The sequence below is a fragment of the Leucobacter sp. cx-42 genome (genome assembly GCF_014529985.1).
Classification (GTDB): domain Bacteria; phylum Actinomycetota; class Actinomycetes; order Actinomycetales; family Microbacteriaceae; genus Leucobacter.
In genome coordinates, this window is sequence record NZ_JACVMU010000004.1 from 118994 (window position 1) to 134564 (window position 15571).

General features: G+C 62.6%; 16 protein-coding genes. 2 read left to right on the plus strand and 14 right to left on the minus strand.

All coding sequences use genetic code 11. The features are described from left to right. Positions 1-38 precede the first annotated feature (38 nt). Genes ICM05_RS04840 through ICM05_RS04860 form a run of 5 tightly spaced genes read right to left on the minus strand, consistent with a single transcriptional unit; the run spans position 39 to position 4510 of the window. Positions 39-1049 carry an ABC transporter ATP-binding protein gene (locus ICM05_RS04840; protein WP_188023456.1) on the minus strand — a complete coding sequence of 337 codons (1011 nt, stop codon included), beginning with the start codon at positions 1047-1049 and terminating at the stop codon, positions 39-41. Further along, complete coding sequence (locus ICM05_RS04845) at positions 1033-1839, minus strand: ABC transporter permease (protein WP_188023457.1); 807 nt, start codon at positions 1837-1839, stop codon at positions 1033-1035. Before ICM05_RS04845 ends, ICM05_RS04840 begins: the two co-directional genes overlap by 17 nt. A gap of 1 nt (position 1840) precedes the next feature. Next, positions 1841-2722: an ABC transporter permease gene (locus ICM05_RS04850; protein WP_188023458.1), complete on the minus strand. Its 882-nt coding sequence runs from the start codon at positions 2720-2722 to the stop codon at positions 1841-1843. Positions 2723-2742: 20 nt separating this feature from the next. Further along, positions 2743-3870, minus strand: a complete 1128-nt coding sequence (locus tag ICM05_RS04855) for an ABC transporter substrate-binding protein (RefSeq protein ID WP_188023459.1) — start codon at positions 3868-3870, stop codon at positions 2743-2745. A 52-nt stretch (positions 3871-3922) separates the two neighbouring features. Continuing rightward, on the minus strand, positions 3923-4510 hold the full coding sequence (locus ICM05_RS04860; RefSeq protein WP_188023460.1) for a cupin domain-containing protein: 588 nt from the start codon (positions 4508-4510) through the stop codon (positions 3923-3925). A 208-nt stretch (positions 4511-4718) separates the two neighbouring features. Here ICM05_RS04860 and ICM05_RS04865 point away from each other — a divergent pair, with 208 nt between their 5' ends. Both ICM05_RS04865 and ICM05_RS04870 read left to right on the plus strand, forming a co-directional pair. After that, positions 4719-6485: a phospho-sugar mutase gene (locus tag ICM05_RS04865; protein WP_188023461.1), complete on the plus strand. Its 1767-nt coding sequence runs from the start codon at positions 4719-4721 to the stop codon at positions 6483-6485. Between the two features lie 542 nt (positions 6486-7027). After that, positions 7028-7471, plus strand: coding sequence for a GNAT family N-acetyltransferase (locus tag ICM05_RS04870; protein WP_188023462.1), 444 nt, complete (start codon positions 7028-7030; stop codon positions 7469-7471). Positions 7472-7565: 94 nt separating this feature from the next. Here ICM05_RS04870 and ICM05_RS04875 read toward each other — a convergent pair whose 3' ends face one another. The 9 genes from ICM05_RS04875 to ICM05_RS04915 form a co-directional block, all read right to left on the minus strand. Continuing rightward, complete coding sequence (locus ICM05_RS04875) at positions 7566-9359, minus strand: cytochrome c biogenesis protein ResB (protein ID WP_223160330.1); 1794 nt, start codon at positions 9357-9359, stop codon at positions 7566-7568. After that, positions 9343-10113, minus strand: a complete 771-nt coding sequence (locus ICM05_RS04880; RefSeq protein ID WP_188023463.1) for a cytochrome c biogenesis protein CcdA — start codon at positions 10111-10113, stop codon at positions 9343-9345. Before ICM05_RS04880 ends, ICM05_RS04875 begins: the two co-directional genes overlap by 17 nt. Positions 10114-10116: 3 nt before the next feature. Beyond that, complete coding sequence (locus ICM05_RS04885) at positions 10117-10743, minus strand: TlpA disulfide reductase family protein (RefSeq protein WP_353055821.1); 627 nt, start codon at positions 10741-10743, stop codon at positions 10117-10119. Next, complete coding sequence (locus ICM05_RS04890; RefSeq protein WP_353055409.1) at positions 10740-11384, minus strand: histidine phosphatase family protein; 645 nt, start codon at positions 11382-11384, stop codon at positions 10740-10742. The genes ICM05_RS04885 and ICM05_RS04890 overlap by 4 nt, the downstream gene beginning before the upstream one ends. Before the next feature lie 99 nt (positions 11385-11483). Further along, a complete protein-coding gene (locus tag ICM05_RS04895) occupies positions 11484-11993 on the minus strand; it encodes a GNAT family N-acetyltransferase (RefSeq protein ID WP_188023465.1) in 510 nt (169 codons plus the stop codon). Continuing rightward, on the minus strand, positions 11990-13018 hold the full coding sequence (locus ICM05_RS04900) for an LLM class flavin-dependent oxidoreductase (RefSeq protein ID WP_188023466.1): 1029 nt from the start codon (positions 13016-13018) through the stop codon (positions 11990-11992). The genes ICM05_RS04895 and ICM05_RS04900 overlap by 4 nt, the downstream gene beginning before the upstream one ends. 21 nt (positions 13019-13039) lie before the next feature. Continuing rightward, a complete protein-coding gene (locus ICM05_RS04905) occupies positions 13040-13801 on the minus strand; it encodes an amino acid ABC transporter ATP-binding protein (RefSeq protein WP_188023467.1) in 762 nt (253 codons plus the stop codon). Further along, on the minus strand, positions 13798-14565 hold the full coding sequence (locus ICM05_RS04910; protein WP_188023468.1) for an amino acid ABC transporter permease: 768 nt from the start codon (positions 14563-14565) through the stop codon (positions 13798-13800). Before ICM05_RS04910 ends, ICM05_RS04905 begins: the two co-directional genes overlap by 4 nt. Before the next feature lie 7 nt (positions 14566-14572). Continuing rightward, positions 14573-15433 carry a transporter substrate-binding domain-containing protein gene (locus tag ICM05_RS04915; protein ID WP_188023469.1) on the minus strand — a complete coding sequence of 287 codons (861 nt, stop codon included), beginning with the start codon at positions 15431-15433 and terminating at the stop codon, positions 14573-14575. Between the last annotated feature and the right edge of the window lie 138 nt (positions 15434-15571).

A 15571-nucleotide genomic window follows, 5' to 3' on the forward strand; every position in this document is an offset into this window, starting at 1 on the left:
AATTCGTGGTTGTGGGTGTCGGGTCTGTGCGCGGATCGCTACACAGCGAAAACAGAAGCCTGTGCGGGCTCCCAGGCGAGGAGGGCGACCTGGTTGTCAGCGTTGAGCCAAGGCAGCGCCTCAGTTCCGCGGACGACACCGGTCGAACCGTCGCCGAGCACGATCTCGTACTTCCAGCCCGAGCCGAGGTAGATTGCCTGGCGCACGGAGACCTCGACTGAGTCGAAGCCGGCAGGAATGTCAGCGACCGAGTTCACGAGCACGCCGTGCTCGGGACGGACAACCGTCACCTGCTTCTCGGTGCGGATCATGGTCGATTCGCCAATGAAGCCTGCAACGAACAGCGACGCCGGGTTCTCGTAGAGTTCCTTCGAGGTGCCAACCTGCTCGATACGGCCCTCGTTAAAGACAGCGATACGGTCGGAGAGCATGAGCGCCTCCTCCTGATCGTGCGTCACGAAGATGAAGGTGCGGCCAACATCCTTGTGGATGCGACGCAGCTCGAGCTGCAGGCGCTCACGGAGCTGCTTGTCGAGTGCACCGAGCGGCTCATCGAGAAGCAGCACCTGCGGCTCGAACACGAGCGCACGAGCGAGCGCAACGCGCTGCTGCTGGCCACCGGAAAGCTCCTTCGGGTAGCGATCCTCGAATCCAGCGAGGCCCGCGGTTGCGAGCGCCTTGCGTGCCCGATCCGCCGCCTCTGCCTTCGCGACCTTGCGCTGCTGCAGCGGGAAGATCACGTTGTCCAGCACGGTGAGGTGTGGGAACAGCGCGTAGTGCTGGAACACGATGCCAAGGCCACGCTGGTGCACGGGCACCTTTGCCATCGGCTTGCCGTCGATGGTGATATCGCCCTCGGTGAGGTCGGTGAAGCCGGCAATAAGGTTCAGCGTCGTGGTCTTGCCCGAGCCCGAGGGGCCGAGGAAGGTCATGAATTCACCCGGCTTGACGACGAGATCTACGTTGTCGAGCGCGATCGACTTCGGGTAGTGCTTGGAGACTCCGGTGAGAACAATCTCGGCACCTGCCTGATTAGCTCTTGCGTGCACGGTTCTTCCTTCCGGTAAGTACGAGCGCGCCAATGACGAGCGTCGTAGTGAGAACGAGGATGACGGTCGCTGCTGCAGCGAGCGTCGGATCGGTATCGCGGGTCACGCTCGAGTACATAAGCACCGGCAGCGTGTTGAGGTAGGGGCTCTTAATGAAGAGCGACAGCACAACCTCATCGAAGGAGGTGACAAACGCGAAGAGTGCGCCTGACACCATGCCGGGGATGATGTTGGGGAGGGTGACCTTGAAAAAGGTGGTGATGCGGTTGGCACCGAGGCTCAGCGCCGCGAGTTCAAGCCGCTCATCGAATGCCGAGAAGCCTGCGGTGATCGCGATGACCGTGAAGGGCAGTGCGAGCACCGTGTGCGCGAACACGAAGCCGATGATCGTGCCAACGAGGCCCAGCTTGAGGAAGACCGCGTAGATACCGATTGCGACAACGATGCCGGGAACCACCATGGGAGCCATGAGGCCGATCCGCAATGCACCAGCGAGCTTCTTCTTGGTGAGTGCACGCAAGCCCATGACCGCGAGCAGGCCAAGGAGCGTAGCCACGAAGGCGACGAGCAGACCGATGAGGAGCGAATTGCCGAGCGCGGTCGTCCACTGCTTGTTCGTGAAGAACGACTCGTACCAGCGCAGCGACCAGGTCTCGGGCGGGAAGACGAACGAGGCCTTACCCGTGAAGCTCAGCGGGATGACGACGAGCGTCGGCGCGATGAGCCACAGGGCGACGAGCATGCTGACGATCCACAGGATCACGCGCGTGACGGGATGAATTTTCACCATGTCAGAACACCTCCACCGATAGGCCCTTGCGCTTCGCAGCGCGCATGATCAGGCCGATAAGACCGAGCAGCACGAACGTAGCGACGAGCAGAACAACACCGAGTGCACCGCCGCGGCCCCACTGTAGGAGGCTGCTGACCTGTGCGTAAATCGACTGCGCCAGCATGCTGTCTGCCGGCGAACCGAGCAGCGCAGGGGTGACGTAGAAGCCGAGCGCCTGGATGAAGACCATGAGCGAGCCAGCAGCAACACCCGGCAGCGAGAGCGGCAGGAAGATGCGGAGGAACGCGATGGTCGGGCGTGCGCCGAGCGAGCGAGCAGCAACCACGAGGCGGCTGTCGATCCCCGACATCACCGCGTAGAGCGGCAGCACCATGAAGGGCATGAGCACCTGGCTCAGACCGATCATTACACCGAGGTTGGTGCGCAGCAGCTCGAACGGGCCAAGGCCGAGGAAGCCGAGCAGGTTGTTGACGACGCCGTTGTCCTGCAGGAGCACGATCCACGCGAAGGTGCGGATCATGAGGCTCGTCCAGAACGGGATCATGGCGATAACCAGGAGAACGGCGCGAGCCTTCTTCCCAACAATCGTCATGAGGAACGCGTACGGGTACGCAAGCACCAAGCAGATGACCGTTGCCATGAGCGCATTGCTGAAGGTGCGCCCGATCACGGCCAGGTTCTGCGGGTTCTCAAAGACCCACACGTAGTTCGAGACCCCGACCTCGGGGTCGGTCACGCTGCGCAGCATGCTCTCAAAGACCGGGTACGCGAAGACTGCAACCAGCAGCGCGTACGCGGGCAAAAGGAGCAAAAGCGCCCGGTAGGGTGAGCGCTTCGACGTGCTCGCAGCGCTCACCACCGGAATGTTCGTAGTAGTCACAGATTCCTACTTAATAGTTCTTAGCCCTGGAGCCACTTCATCCAGCGCTCGAGCTCAGCGTCGTAGTTCGCAGCCCACCAAGCGGTGTCAGAGACGACCATCTGGTCAGCAATCTCGGGGTTGGTCACGAGGAAGTTCTGGCCGAGTTCATCGACCTGCGGCTTCGCATCAACGTTGACCGGCGAGTACGAGGTCAGCTCAGTAAGCTTTGCCTGCTGGTCAGCACCGAGGTAGTAGTTCAGGAACGCCATCGACGCGTCAGGGTTCTTCGCGTTCTTGGGAACGGTCAGCGCCTCGAAGAGCACGAGCGACTGGTTCCAGACGGGCGCGTACTTTGCGCCGTTCTTGATTGCCTCGTAGCCACGGCCAGACCAGACAAGCGCCATGTCTGCCTCGCCCGATTCGATCATCTGGGTCGACTCAGCGCCGGTCTTCCAGAAGACAAGATCATCGCGGATCGTGTCGATCTTGTTGTACGCGCGGTCCATGTCGAGCGGGTACAGCTCGTCCTCGGCAACGCCGTCAGCGAGGAGCGCACCCTCGTGGATGCCAGGGCCTACGTCTTCGAAGCCAGCGATCGCGCGCTTACCGGGGAACTTCTTGGTATCGAAGAAGTCTGCCCAGCCGGTGGGAGCCGTGTCGTACTTCTCAGTGTTGTAGACGAAGACGTAGCCGTACTGCATCGCGGGGACGTAGCAGTCACCGAAAAGGCCCTCGGGGATCTTCGAGGAGTCAACGATGTCGTAGTTGATCTTCTGCAGGAGACCGTTCTCATCTGCACACTGCTTCTCAGCCCAAATGACGTCGGTGTCGACGACATCCCAGTTCACGTTGTTGCTGTCGACCTGAGCCTTGACCTTTGCGTACTCGGTGGGGCCATCCTCAAGCATGTTTGCGCCCGACTCTTCACCGAACGGGTACGCAATTGCGTCCATCTGGCCCTTCTGGAACGAACCGCCCCAGGAAACAAACGTGAGGGGTACGCCATCGAGCGCGCCAGCCTTCACGGTGCCAACAACGGCAGGACCATCGCCGAGGTCGATTTCAGCGGCTGCGCCACCGCCACCTGCGCAACCGACGAGCAGCGAGCCTGCTGCGCCAGCTGCAAGCAGCGAGGTGAGTACACGGCGGGTGTTCTTGTTCTTCACTCTGGATCTCCTTTGATGTGATGAGTTATGTCGGTAAATCTGTGGGCGCCGGTTAGGCTTCGACCGGGTCGGGAGTCGGCGGGCTGCCGATCCACAAGACCTTGGCCTCGTGCGCTGATTCGTTAAGCGCACGGTGTGGAACTGAGCTCAAGAACTCGATCGAGTCGTCAGTGTTCATGGGGTATCGCTCGCCACCGAGTTCGAAGATGACCTCGCCCTCGGTAACGATGAAGATCTCCTGCGCGTTGCCGTGCGTGTAGTTTTCGGCGCTGGTCGAGCTGCCCGGACCGAGCACGCCCGCGTAGACCTCAAGGTTGCGCAGCGGGGGCAGTGCGAGCACGTACTTCTGTGAGCCGGGCTCGAGTGGGAGTGTGGGTCGATCCGCCGCTTTCAATACACCGCGGGTGTGATCGGCCGAATCGTCAAGCAGCTTCGCGGGTGAGACACCGAGCGCTGCAGAAATCTTGCGGAGCGAGCCGATGCTCGCGCTCGTGCGGCCGTTCTCGAGCTGGCTGAGAAAGCTTGAACTCACGCCCGATGCTGCAGCGAGCGAACGAAGGCTCATGCCACTGAGGGCACGGAATGCCGCGATGCGTCGACCGAGTTCACCCTCGGTGTCTTGCGCATGGTTATCTGCCATGAAGTTCCTCCTCGAACTCCGTGTCACACCACACAGTACAAACTGCTTTGTTTTACTGAACACTGTGTGCAGTGACGCTACGCACAATGTATCTACTTTGTGAACGAATGCAAAATCCGGATTCAACCCAGGCACTCCCGGGCCCCCACGCAGTCCGGTGATAACGTGTGAGAACGTCCAGAATTCGACGATTTCAGGGGGCAGCCGAATGGCACAACAGCAGGAACTGTTCGATCAGGTGAAGACCTGGTCAGAGGCCGATTTCGACGACGAAACTCGCGCAGAAGCCGCGCATCTTTTGGCACGCGCTGAAGCCGGCGACCCCGCCGCCGTAGCAGCGCTCGAAGACGCATTCTCCGGTCGCCTGGAATTTGGCACAGCAGGCCTGCGTGGCGAGGTCGGCGCTGGCCCCCGCCGTATGAACCGCGTCGTTGTGACCCAGACTTCCGCTGGTTTCGCCGCCTACCTGCACGATCGTGCTGCCCGCGGCGAGACCTCCACTCCCCCGTCAATCGTGATCGGCTACGACGGACGCACCCATTCGGCGCAGTTCGCGCGCGATGCGGCCGAGATCATGGCCGGTGCGGGGATCCGCGTCACCCTCATGCCAGAGGCCGGCCCCACCCCACTCCTCGCGTTCGCTGTACGCCACCTCGGCACCTCGGCCGGCGTCATGGTCACCGCAAGCCACAATCCCCCGCGCGACAACGGCTACAAGGTATACCTCGGTGATGCCGACGATGGCTCGCAGATCATTCCGCCAACCGATGCAGAAATCGGGGCGCGGATCGCAGAAGCCGCCACCCGCCCCCTCGCAGACCTGCCCCGCTCGTCTGAGTACGCCATCGCTGACGCGAGCGTCACCGACGAATACGTCGCGGTCACCGCAACATCGGTAGTCGCTGGGCTCCCCCTCGACGACGACGGAAACATCATCGGCAAGGACGTCAACCTCCGCGTCGCCTACACCGCGATGCACGGCGTCGGCGCAGACATCTCCCGCCGCGTCTTCTCAGCAGCCGGCCTGCCCCTGCCAGTTCCGGTGCCCGAACAAGAGACCCCAGACGGCCGCTTCCCCACCGTCGCCTTCCCGAACCCCGAGGAGCCTGGTGCCCTCGACCTCGCGTTCCGAACTGGTCGCGAGATCCAGGCCAACATCATCATCGCGCACGATCCCGACGCGGATCGCCTCGCCGTCGCACTCCCCTGCGTCATTGACGAGCCGGGCTTCCGTCGCCTCACCGGCAACGAACTCGGCCTGTTGCTCGGCTGGCGCGCAGCCGAACGCGAACTGCAGCGAGCCACCATCGCAGGAGAAGATCCGCGCGGCGCCCTCGCGTGCACGATCGTGTCATCACCGGCGCTCGGTGCGGTCGCTGCCGCCTACGGCCTCGACTACGTCGAGACCCTCTCTGGCTTCAAGTGGGTATCACGCGTGCCCGGTTTACTCTTCGGTTATGAGGAAGCGCTCGGCTACCTCACCCACCCCGAACACGTGCACGACAAGGACGGCATCTCGGCCAGCGCCGACATCCTCGCTCTCGCTCGTGAGTGCGCCAGCCGCGGCATCCAGCTGTGGGACATGCTCGACGAGGCCAGCGCGCGCTTTGGCCACTTTGCGAGCACCCCGATCACGCTGCGGCTCGCATCAATGGCGGCTGCGACTGAGATGTCGGCGCGGATCCGCACCTCGCCGCCCAGCTGCTTCGGCGACCGCAAGGTCACTCGCGCCCAGGACCTGCTCGAGCCAGGCCTTGCCGAGGTACCCGCGAACGTGCTGCGCTACGACCTCGCCGATGGTTCGCGCGTCATGATCCGACCGAGTGGCACCGAGCCGAAGCTCAAGCTGTACCTCGATACGTTCAGCGACATCGGTTCAGGCCCCGACTGTGGACCCGCCCGGCGAGAGGCTGCCGAAGCCGACCTCGCAGTGCTGGAGACCGATGTGCGGGCGTACCTGGCCGGGCTCGGCTGATTTTTGAGCTGGGCTTTGAGCTGGGCTTTGAGCCTGCGTATTGAAAAGCAGCTTCGGTAAGACTAAATCAGCGACTTTCACCATACCGAAGCTCGATTCACTACCGTAGGCAACTTGGTGGTCCGCCCCTCAGTGAAAATCCCAGGCAGCTAGATACTGCAACGCAACCAGCCCCAGGCAAGGGCGAGCGAATGCTCGCCCGCGGCAGCACCTCAAGCTGCCATAGCCTTTAGCCGCAGTTCTGATGAGCGCTGCCGCGGTTGCCCCGTGGGGCAACCTTGCCATTGGTTGGTGGCCTCACTGGCACCACACAGTTTCGCGGCTAGTTGGCAATTTGTGCCTCCTATCAACCAAATTCATTTGCCGTAGATCTGTAATCGACCGTAGATATGCTGTTTGCGCTCGTTTTCAGCATATGGTTGGCAAATCGCATATGTACGACAAGCCGACCCAGTGACCCGGTGACCCAGTGACCCAGTGACCCAATGTGATGCTGCTGATAACGTGGGCATTCCCACGCTTTGAGACCATCGGAGGCGCTCATGATCGTTGATCTTGCAGGTGTAGACGACCCACGCTGGCAGAGCGCTCTACCGGTGCTCCGAGAGCTCCGCCCCAATCTGACAGATGAGCTGTTCCAGCAGGTCATCGAAGAGGGCACACCGCAGGGGCTCCGCTTCACTGCGGTGTTTGACGGCGACGATGACAGTGCCGACTGCGTGGCGGTTGCCGGATGGCGTGTGGTCGCAAGCTCGGGAGTCGGTCGCAAATTGTACGTCGACGACCTTTCCACCGCGGCGGCTGCTCGCTCGCGCGGCTTCGGCTCAGAAATCCTCTCCCACCTCAAAGATCGGGCGCGCGAGCTGGGTTGCTCCGTGCTCATGCTCGACTCCGGCGTCCAGCGTTTCAGTGCGCACCGCTTCTACCTGCGCGAGCGAATGGAGATTCGTGCACACCAGTTCCGGATGGATATCGAGTCCGCGTAGGGGGCGGATCCGCCAAACTCGCACACCTCAGTCATACAGAAAGCGCCCCACCTCCAGGAGGTGGGGCGCTTTCTGTTGCAGCGGATGAGGCTCGTTACAGCGCCTCGCGGTGCTGATCGCGCAGGTCGCTGACCGCGCGGTCGAGCGAGGGATCATCGCCACGGGCGAGGCCCGCGTACTGCAGCGTGATTCCCTCGTCACCGATGATCGCCTTGACCCACACGCGACGGCGGGGAACGAAGAGCGACCAGATGAGGCCACCGAGGGCCGCAACAGCGAAGATGAGGATCCAGATCTGTGCCGGGTTCTGCATGACGTCAAACGACGCATACCGCGGCGTCGCCGTGAGCTCGATCGTGCCGAGGCCGTCCGGCAGGTCAACCGTGTCACCAGGGGTCAGGCGCAGCGAAGGCACGTCGATGGCACGACCGGTGAGCTGCTCCATGTTGGTGGTGTCGAGCGAGTAGACGGACTGCGGAATACCGGCATCCACACCGAGATCACCAACGAAGGCATCAAGCGTGAGCACGGGATTCAGCAGATCGGGGTAGTTCGAGGTGAATGCACCACTCGAGTTCTCGGTCTGGGTCGGGTAGAAGAACCCGCGCAGGCCGAGCTGGGTGGGCTCACCGTTCTCGTCGGTCAGACCGTGCATGACCTTGACGACGCCAAGCGACGTGAGGTTCGTGTCCTGCGGAATGAACGGCATGGACTCCTGGTACACGACCTCACCCGCGGTATTGCGAATCACAATCGTCGGCGCGTAGCCGTTTGCGATGAGGTAGATCGGCGAACCGTGCACGCGCAGCGGGTGGTTCACGCGAATTACTTCTTCGCTCTCATCCGTGCCGTCAGGCGAGATGAGCGTGGTCTTGGCGCGGTACTCCTTGACCTGGCCAATCGCTTCAACGTTGGGGTCGTCGGGCTCGATGTAGTCGATCTCGAGGTCATCGAGGCGCAGACCGAAGGGCTCAAGGCTCTCGTCATCGAAGCTGTTGCCCGAGTTCACGGTGTCGTAGTCGATGAGCTGGTTGACGAGCGTCTCGCCCTCAACAAGCACCTTCTGACCGTTGAACGTCAGTGCGCCACCGATCGCGACGCTGACAAGCACGCCAACGAGGCCGGTGTGGAAGATGAGGTTGCCAGTTTCACGCAGGTAGCCTCGCTCTGCCGAAACCGAGATCCAAGCCGGGCGCTTACCGACGGCTTCGCCGCCCTGGCGCTCGACGCGGTAGCGCTGCTTCTTCAGCATTCCCGACGCGAGTTCGATCGCCTGCTCTGCGAACTCGCGCTTCTCAGCGTCGCTCGCCTCAGGGTTCGTCACCACGGTCTCGCTAAAGCCAGCCATGCGGTTCAGACGCGCAGGAGTCTTCGGCGGGGTGCCGCGCCATGCGCGCCAGTGCGCACCAATGCGCGGCAGAATGCAGCCGATCAGCGAGATGAAGAGCAGCAGGTAGATCGCCGAGAACCAGACCGAGCTGTAGACGTCAAACGCCTGGATCGGGAAGGCGTCGAGGACCTTGAAGAGCTTGGGATGATCCGCCTCATACTGCAGCACACCGTTGGGGTCGGCACCGCGCTGCGGCACGAGCGAGCCAGGGATCGCGGCGACCGCGAGCAGCAGCAGGAGCACGAGCGCGACGCGCATGCTCGTGAGCTGGCGCCAGAACCAGCGGAACCAGCCCTTGATGCCGAGCTCCGGCTGGTTGATGGGGGCAGCACCGCCGCTGCCGTCTTCGTAGTCGTCGGGACGACCGGAGAAGCGGCGCTTCGGAGCCTGCTTGGCAGTGTCAGCGGCAGCCGCATTCTCGCTGGCTTCGGCAGCCTGGCCGCCAACAGCCTCGCCAGCTGCGTCGGTTGGCTCAATGGGGTCAGAGGATCGTGCCAAAGTCGCCGATCACCGCCTGCATTGCGAACATCATCTTGCTCCAGAGTCCGGTCACCATGAGGAGACCGATGAGGATCAGCAGGGCTCCGCCGATCAGGTTAACGACACGAATGTGGCGCTTAAAGAACGTCATGGTCTGGGTCATCCAACCGAAGCCGAACGATGCCAGCACGAAGGGGACACCGAGTCCGATGCAGTAGAACAGCGCGAGCACGGTCGCGCGACCGACCGAGCCGGACTGCGCGGCGAGCGTCATCACGACGCCGAGTGTCGGGCCCATGCACGGCGCCCAACCGATTGCGAAGACGATGCCGAGCACGGGTGCGCCTGCGAGGCCAACACGCGGCTTGAGCTTCAGCTGCTTCTTGTTCTGCAGTTTCGAGAACGCACCCATGAACACGAGGCCCATGACGATCACGACCAGACCCATCACCTGAATGATGATGTCTTGGTAGTCCCACAGCCAGAATCCAATCGCGCCGGCTGCCACGTTAATAAGCAGGAAAACGAGCGTAAATCCGGCAATGAACAGCAGCGAGCCGATGATCATTCGGCGCCGTTCTACCTTCTGTGCTGAGGCTGGGTTGGCAGCGGCGGCGGATCCGCCACTCCCTGCGACGCCAGACACGTACGCGAGGTATCCGGGAATCAGCGGCAGCACGCAGGGTGACAGGAACGACACCAGACCCGCGAGGAGCGCGATCAGCGATGCGACGAGCAGCTGCCCGTCAGCGACAAGATCCTGCAGTCCCACGGCTTACGACTTGGCTTCGGCAGACGACTCGTCGAGCGTCTCCTGGATGAGCGTGCGCAGCTGTGATTCACCAGCGAGCTGGCCGATCACGCGGTGGGCGACGCGGCCCTCACGGTCGAGGATGAGCGTGGTCGGAACCGCGTTCAGCGGGACCTGGCCAGCGAACGCGCGCTGCACCTCACGGCCGCCGGCGTTGTCCATGATCGACGGGTAGTCAATCTTGAACTGCTTCGCGAACTGCTCAGCCTGTGCAACCTGATCGCGGGTGTTCACGCCAACGAACTGCACGTCGTCGTCTGCGAATTCTTCGTGTGCTGCGACGAGATCGGGAGCTTCCGCACGGCAGGGCGCACAGCCCGCGTACCAGAAGTTCACGACGGTCACATGGCCGGCAATGTCTGCGTTGCTGAGGGTGCTGCCGTCTTCGACGGTGCCCTCGAACACGACAGGCTCGGTGCGCTCAGCGGCAGGGATCGAGGTCGACGAACCGTCGCCAGATACGTAGCCCTTGTCGCCACCCTCGTTCCACTGGTCGGAAAGGTTGCTGCCGCCGCTGCAGCCAGCGAGACCAAGCGCAGCCACAAGGGTTGCGCCGACCAGCATTGACCGAACACCAAAGCGAGAACTCACACTGCACCTACATCAATCGCATCGTCAACGAGACCAGCCGCGGGGTTGCGGTAGTCCACCTCGAACCAGCGCTCGCCGCGCTTTTCGAACGTCGTGATGCTGGAGAGGTCACACCGGCGCTTCGCCGGGTTGTGTGGCAGCGGCTTCCCGACGATGTCGAGGTGTGCCATCCAGATGGGCGACTGGTGCGACACCATGACGATGTCGCCGCCGCGCGTGGTCTCCCACGCCTCGTCCATTGCCTCACGAACACGTGCCGCAACATCGCGGTACGGCTCGCCCCAGCTCGGGCGCATGGGATTCCAGAACTTATACCAGTAGCGGGGCTTCTTAAACGCCGCGTCGGGTCCGTTATTCACCATGCCCTCGAAGAAGTTCGTGGGTTCGATGATGCGTGGCTCGGTCTGGATCTCCAGGCTGAACACGCTCGAAATAGGTCGCGCTGACTGCTGCGCGCGCTCAAGCGGCGATGCAAACAGCTTTGCGATCTTGCGGTCACTGCCCGCGAGTTCAAGGGCCGCCGCTTCAGCCATCTCATGGCCTCGCTCAGACAGTCGGAACCCGGGGATACGGCCGTACAGCACCTTGTCGGGGTTATGAACCTCGCCATGGCGCACCAAATGCAGGAGTTTGTCGCTCACGTCCCTCATTCTACGTTCAGCACGCCTGAGAGTTCCCGCGATGTTTCGTGGGAACACAGCAAAGCGCCCCGTACCGAGTGCAGTACGGGGCGCGGATCGTTACACCGCCTTGACGTACGTCAGCAAATGGAACTGGTGCTCACCGCCGAGCCAAAGGCCATCACGATCCCTGTCACGCTCGAAACCGAGCGATTCATAGAGCTGGTGTGCACCGCTCATGTGGGGTGCCGTCTTGAGGAAGATCGCACGCCAACCCTGCTCAGCAGTGTGCTGTTCAACGAAGCGCATGAGCTGCGCGCCGACGCCCTGCCGGCGTACCGCCGACGAGACAGCAAGCAGGCGCAAATCGAGTTCGTCTGCCCGAACGTCCTCGTGCAGCGACGGGCCGTCGAGGCGCCGCGTCGTAATGCTGCCGACGGGCGCCTCGCTGCCAGGTAGGAACGCGAGCCAAACGTCGAACTCCTTCGCGCGGTTGCGCGCGAAGTGCATGCTGTTCGGATCCGCGTCCTCATCTTGCGCGCCGTAATCGTGCGCGTACGCGGCGTCGACGAGTGTATCTACGGCCGCGAAATCTGCTGGCTCAGCGAGCCGCACCTGGATCTCGGTCACGCGGCGGGCGTCCAACCGAGCGCGGGGCCGATTTCGGTCGCGAGGACGTGGAGGATGTGCTTCCAATCTTCGAGTTCGAACTCGAAGGGCAGCTCGAAGATGTAGTCGTCAGCTGCCTGGAATGCGACGTCGTTGCGAATGAACTCGACGATCTCCTCGGCCGTGCCGACAACGTCGGGAGCAATGATCGTTGCCTTGCCGTGGATCTTCTCCGTGCGGGGCAGGCGGCCAGCAGCGTACGCCTCGTACTTCTCGACCTGCTCGGGGGTAGCTCCCGAGGTTGGCACGAGGACGCGGGCGACCGATGCGCGTGCCGCGTCACCAGCGGGGTGCTTTGCACGGAAGGCAGCGATCTGGTTGCGCTGGACCTCGCCGAAGTCACGCACGCCGTTCTCAGTCGACGAGATGTTGCTGATGAGCCAGTTCAGGCCGGCCTCGCCTGCCCACTCTGCTGAGCGGAGCGATCCGCCGCCGTACCAGAGGCGGTCCGAAAGACCGGCCGAGTGCGGCTCAACGCGCTCGGAATCGAAGTCTCCCCCAATGCCGTTGTACTCCGGGACCTCGCGCACGGGATCGCCGGCGAGCAAGCCGCGCAGGCGCTCGATGCGGCCGTAGCCGTAGTCCTCCTCGCGCCAACCGGTGTCGTAAACCGTGTCATTGACGGTGTCGTCGCCGTAGCCGGGACCGTGCACGCTCAGGCCAGCAAGCACGCGGCCGCCGGCGAGCACGTCTGCGGTGCCGAGATCTTCAGCGAGACGGAACGGGTTCTCGTAGCCAACTGGGATGACCGCGCTACCAAGGCCGATGCGCTCGGTCGCCTGCGACAACGCACCGAACAGGACGGCCGGCGACGGCAGGCCGTACTGCATGTGGCGCGTGCGCAGCCAGCCGCTGTCGAGGCCAAGTTCCTCGGCGTACTGGAAGAGCTCGATCGCTTCATCCAGGCCCTTGCGCGGTGAATCGCGGTCGAACGGCGCGAGATGGATGAAGCCGAGGCTGCGGATCGGGCGGGGAGTCTGAGTCATGAGTGAGTCCTAAGTCTGAAGTTAAATCTGGTACTCGGTGTTGCCGTGTGCGAGGTGGTAATCGTGCAGGAAGGCACGCGTTCGCTCGTTCGCTTCGGCACCGAAGAATTGCTCGGGCGGGAGATCTTCGCGGATCGCGCCACCCTCAAGGAAGACCACGCGGTTCGCGACCTGACGCACGAAGTGCATCTCGTGCGAGACGAGGATCATGGTCTGGCCTTCGCTGGCCACGCGGCGGATCGTCGCAAGCACCTCACCCACGAGCTCGGGGTCGAGCGCGCTCGTCGGCTCGTCGAGCAGCAGCACCTCGGGCCGCATGGCGAGCGCGCGAGCGATACCAACGCGCTGCTGCTGACCGCCCGAAAGCTGCGAGGGGTACTGATGCGAGTGGTCGGTGAGGCCGACGCGGTCGAGCTGCTCTGCGGCTTCACGGAGAGCTTCGCGCTTGTCGAGGCCGCGCACAACGAGCAATCCCTCAGCCACATTCTCGAGCGCAGTCTTGCGGGAGAAGAGGTTGAACGACTGGAACACCATCGCGGTTGCTCGCCGCAGGCGCAGCACGTCTGCGTGCGATGCCGACGCAGCATCGACCGTGACATCGCCGACGGTGATCGTGCCGCGGCGCGGCTTCTCGAGCAGGTTCGTGCACCGCAACAGCGTTGACTTGCCAGCGCCGGAGGGGCCAACGAGCGCAGCAACCTCACCCTGCTTCACGTCGAGTGAGACTCCGTCGATCACGACGCGATCGCCGTACGCGGCTTCAATGTTGGTGAGCGAAATCATACGGTGACCTCCTGTCGTTTTGCGCCCCATCCTCCGAGGCCGAAGCGGCTGCCGCGATCCGCGCGCTCGGTGAGGTTCATACGCTGTTCGATGACGCGAGCAATCTGCTCAATAACCACGGTGAGGATCCAGTAGAGGATCGCCGTTGCCAGGTACGCCTCGAAGAAGCGGTAGTCACGGCCGCCGAGGATCTTCGCGTACGCCGTAATCTCCACGACGGAAACCACGAATGCGAGCGATGACGCCTTCAACATGCCGATGAAGTTGTTCACGAGCGTCGGGAACGCGATCACCGAAGCGTTCGGCACGGTAATGCGACGCAGCACCTGCCACGAGGTCATGCCGAGTGAGCGACCGGCTTCGATTTCGCGCGGATCCACGGCAAGCAACGCGGCGCGGATCGACTCCGAGCTATACGCCGCCTCAATGAGCGCGAACGTCACGACCGCGACCACAAACGGCGAGATGCCGAGGGCGTCATAGTCCGTGCCAAATACCTGGTTGGTATAGAGGACTGCGATCGGGACCGCGTTCACCGCGAGCAGCAGCTGCACGAGCGGCGGGGTGCCACGCAAGTACGAGACGAGCACCGCGATGATCTGACTGAGAACGGGGACCTTTGCCTTCTTCACCAGCGCGATCGCAAGGCCGAGCACCGTACCAAGCACCGTCGCGATGACGCTCAGGGCGAGCGTCATCGGGATGTACGGCAGCAGCGCGATTGCGTACTTGAGGATCGCCTCGAAGTCGATGATCTGGTTCATCGGGGAGTTACTTCACGTTCTTCGGCGTGACGTCGTAGCCAAAGAATTCGTCGCTGAGCTTGGCGAGCGTGCCATCCTCATCGAGTTCACCGATCGCGCCGTTGATCTGCTCCACGATCACGTCGACGTCCTTCGTGCGCTTCGAGAACGCGAAGGCCGAGTACAGGTTCGTACCGAAGGTATCGCTGAGGTACTTGCCATCGAGCTCGGTGAAGTTGAGCTTGAGTGCGGTGTCAGGTCCACCGAGCTCGTTGTAGACCACACGCTCGTTGAAGAGGAAGTCGATGCCACCGGTCGCGAGGTTCTTGTACTGGGTCTGGGTATCAAGCTCGGTGTACTCGATGCTGATCTCCTTGCCAGGGTTCTGCTCGTTGTACTGCTCGAGCACACGCGTGAAGTTCAGGCCGGGCTCACCGTAGGTGCGCTTGCCAGCGAGATCGTCGAGGCTCGTGATCTTCTGGGAGTCGTCCTTGGTGATGATGCCAAACTGGGCCTCAATCGTCGGGGTTGCGAAGTCGTACTTCTCCTTGCGCTCCTCTGTTGCCGAGAGGTTGTTCGCAACGATGTTGTACAGGCCAGAGTCCAGGCCAGCGAAGAGCTGCGGGAAGTCAACCACCTCGAACTTGAACTCGATCTCGGGAAGCTTTTCATCGACTGCGCGCAAGATCTCGATGTCGTAGCCGGTGAGCTCGTCGTTCTCATCGAGGAACGTGTAGGGCTTGGGGCTTGCACCGGTCGCAACGGTCAGCGTGGTGACGCCTTCTGCGGCCGCTGCTTCCTTCTCGGTTCCCGACGAGCACGCGGTAGCGCCCATCGCGACAGCGGCAATGGCGCTGAGGGCGAGGGTACTGCGGGCGATGCGGTTCATAGCGGGTTCCTTTCAGGAGGGGCGGCATCGTTACCACCCGGGTTGCAAGTAGTTTTGCAACCCCTGAAACATTAGTCGAACTAATGCGTCACATTCTGCAATGTTTTGATTGGTTGCACATGTCGCCAAACGGAAGCC

What these genes read in the sequence shown, in the direction of transcription:
- ICM05_RS04845 (WP_188023457.1), bottom strand. Translation starts at nt 1,839, where the DNA reads ATGGTGAAAATTCATCCCGTCACGCGCGTGATCCTGTGGATCGTCAGC.
- ICM05_RS04860 (WP_188023460.1), bottom strand. Translation starts at nt 4,510, where the DNA reads ATGGCAGATAACCATGCGCAAGACACCGAGGGTGAACTCGGTCGACGC.
- ICM05_RS04865 (WP_188023461.1), top strand. Translation starts at nt 4,719, where the DNA reads ATGGCACAACAGCAGGAACTGTTCGATCAGGTGAAGACCTGGTCAGAG.
- ICM05_RS04870 (WP_188023462.1), top strand. Translation starts at nt 7,028, where the DNA reads ATGATCGTTGATCTTGCAGGTGTAGACGACCCACGCTGGCAGAGCGCT.
- ICM05_RS04900 (WP_188023466.1), bottom strand. Translation starts at nt 13,018, where the DNA reads ATGACTCAGACTCCCCGCCCGATCCGCAGCCTCGGCTTCATCCATCTC.
- ICM05_RS04905 (WP_188023467.1), bottom strand. Translation starts at nt 13,801, where the DNA reads ATGATTTCGCTCACCAACATTGAAGCCGCGTACGGCGATCGCGTCGTG.
- ICM05_RS04910 (WP_188023468.1), bottom strand. Translation starts at nt 14,565, where the DNA reads ATGAACCAGATCATCGACTTCGAGGCGATCCTCAAGTACGCAATCGCG.
- ICM05_RS04915 (WP_188023469.1), bottom strand. Translation starts at nt 15,433, where the DNA reads ATGAACCGCATCGCCCGCAGTACCCTCGCCCTCAGCGCCATTGCCGCT.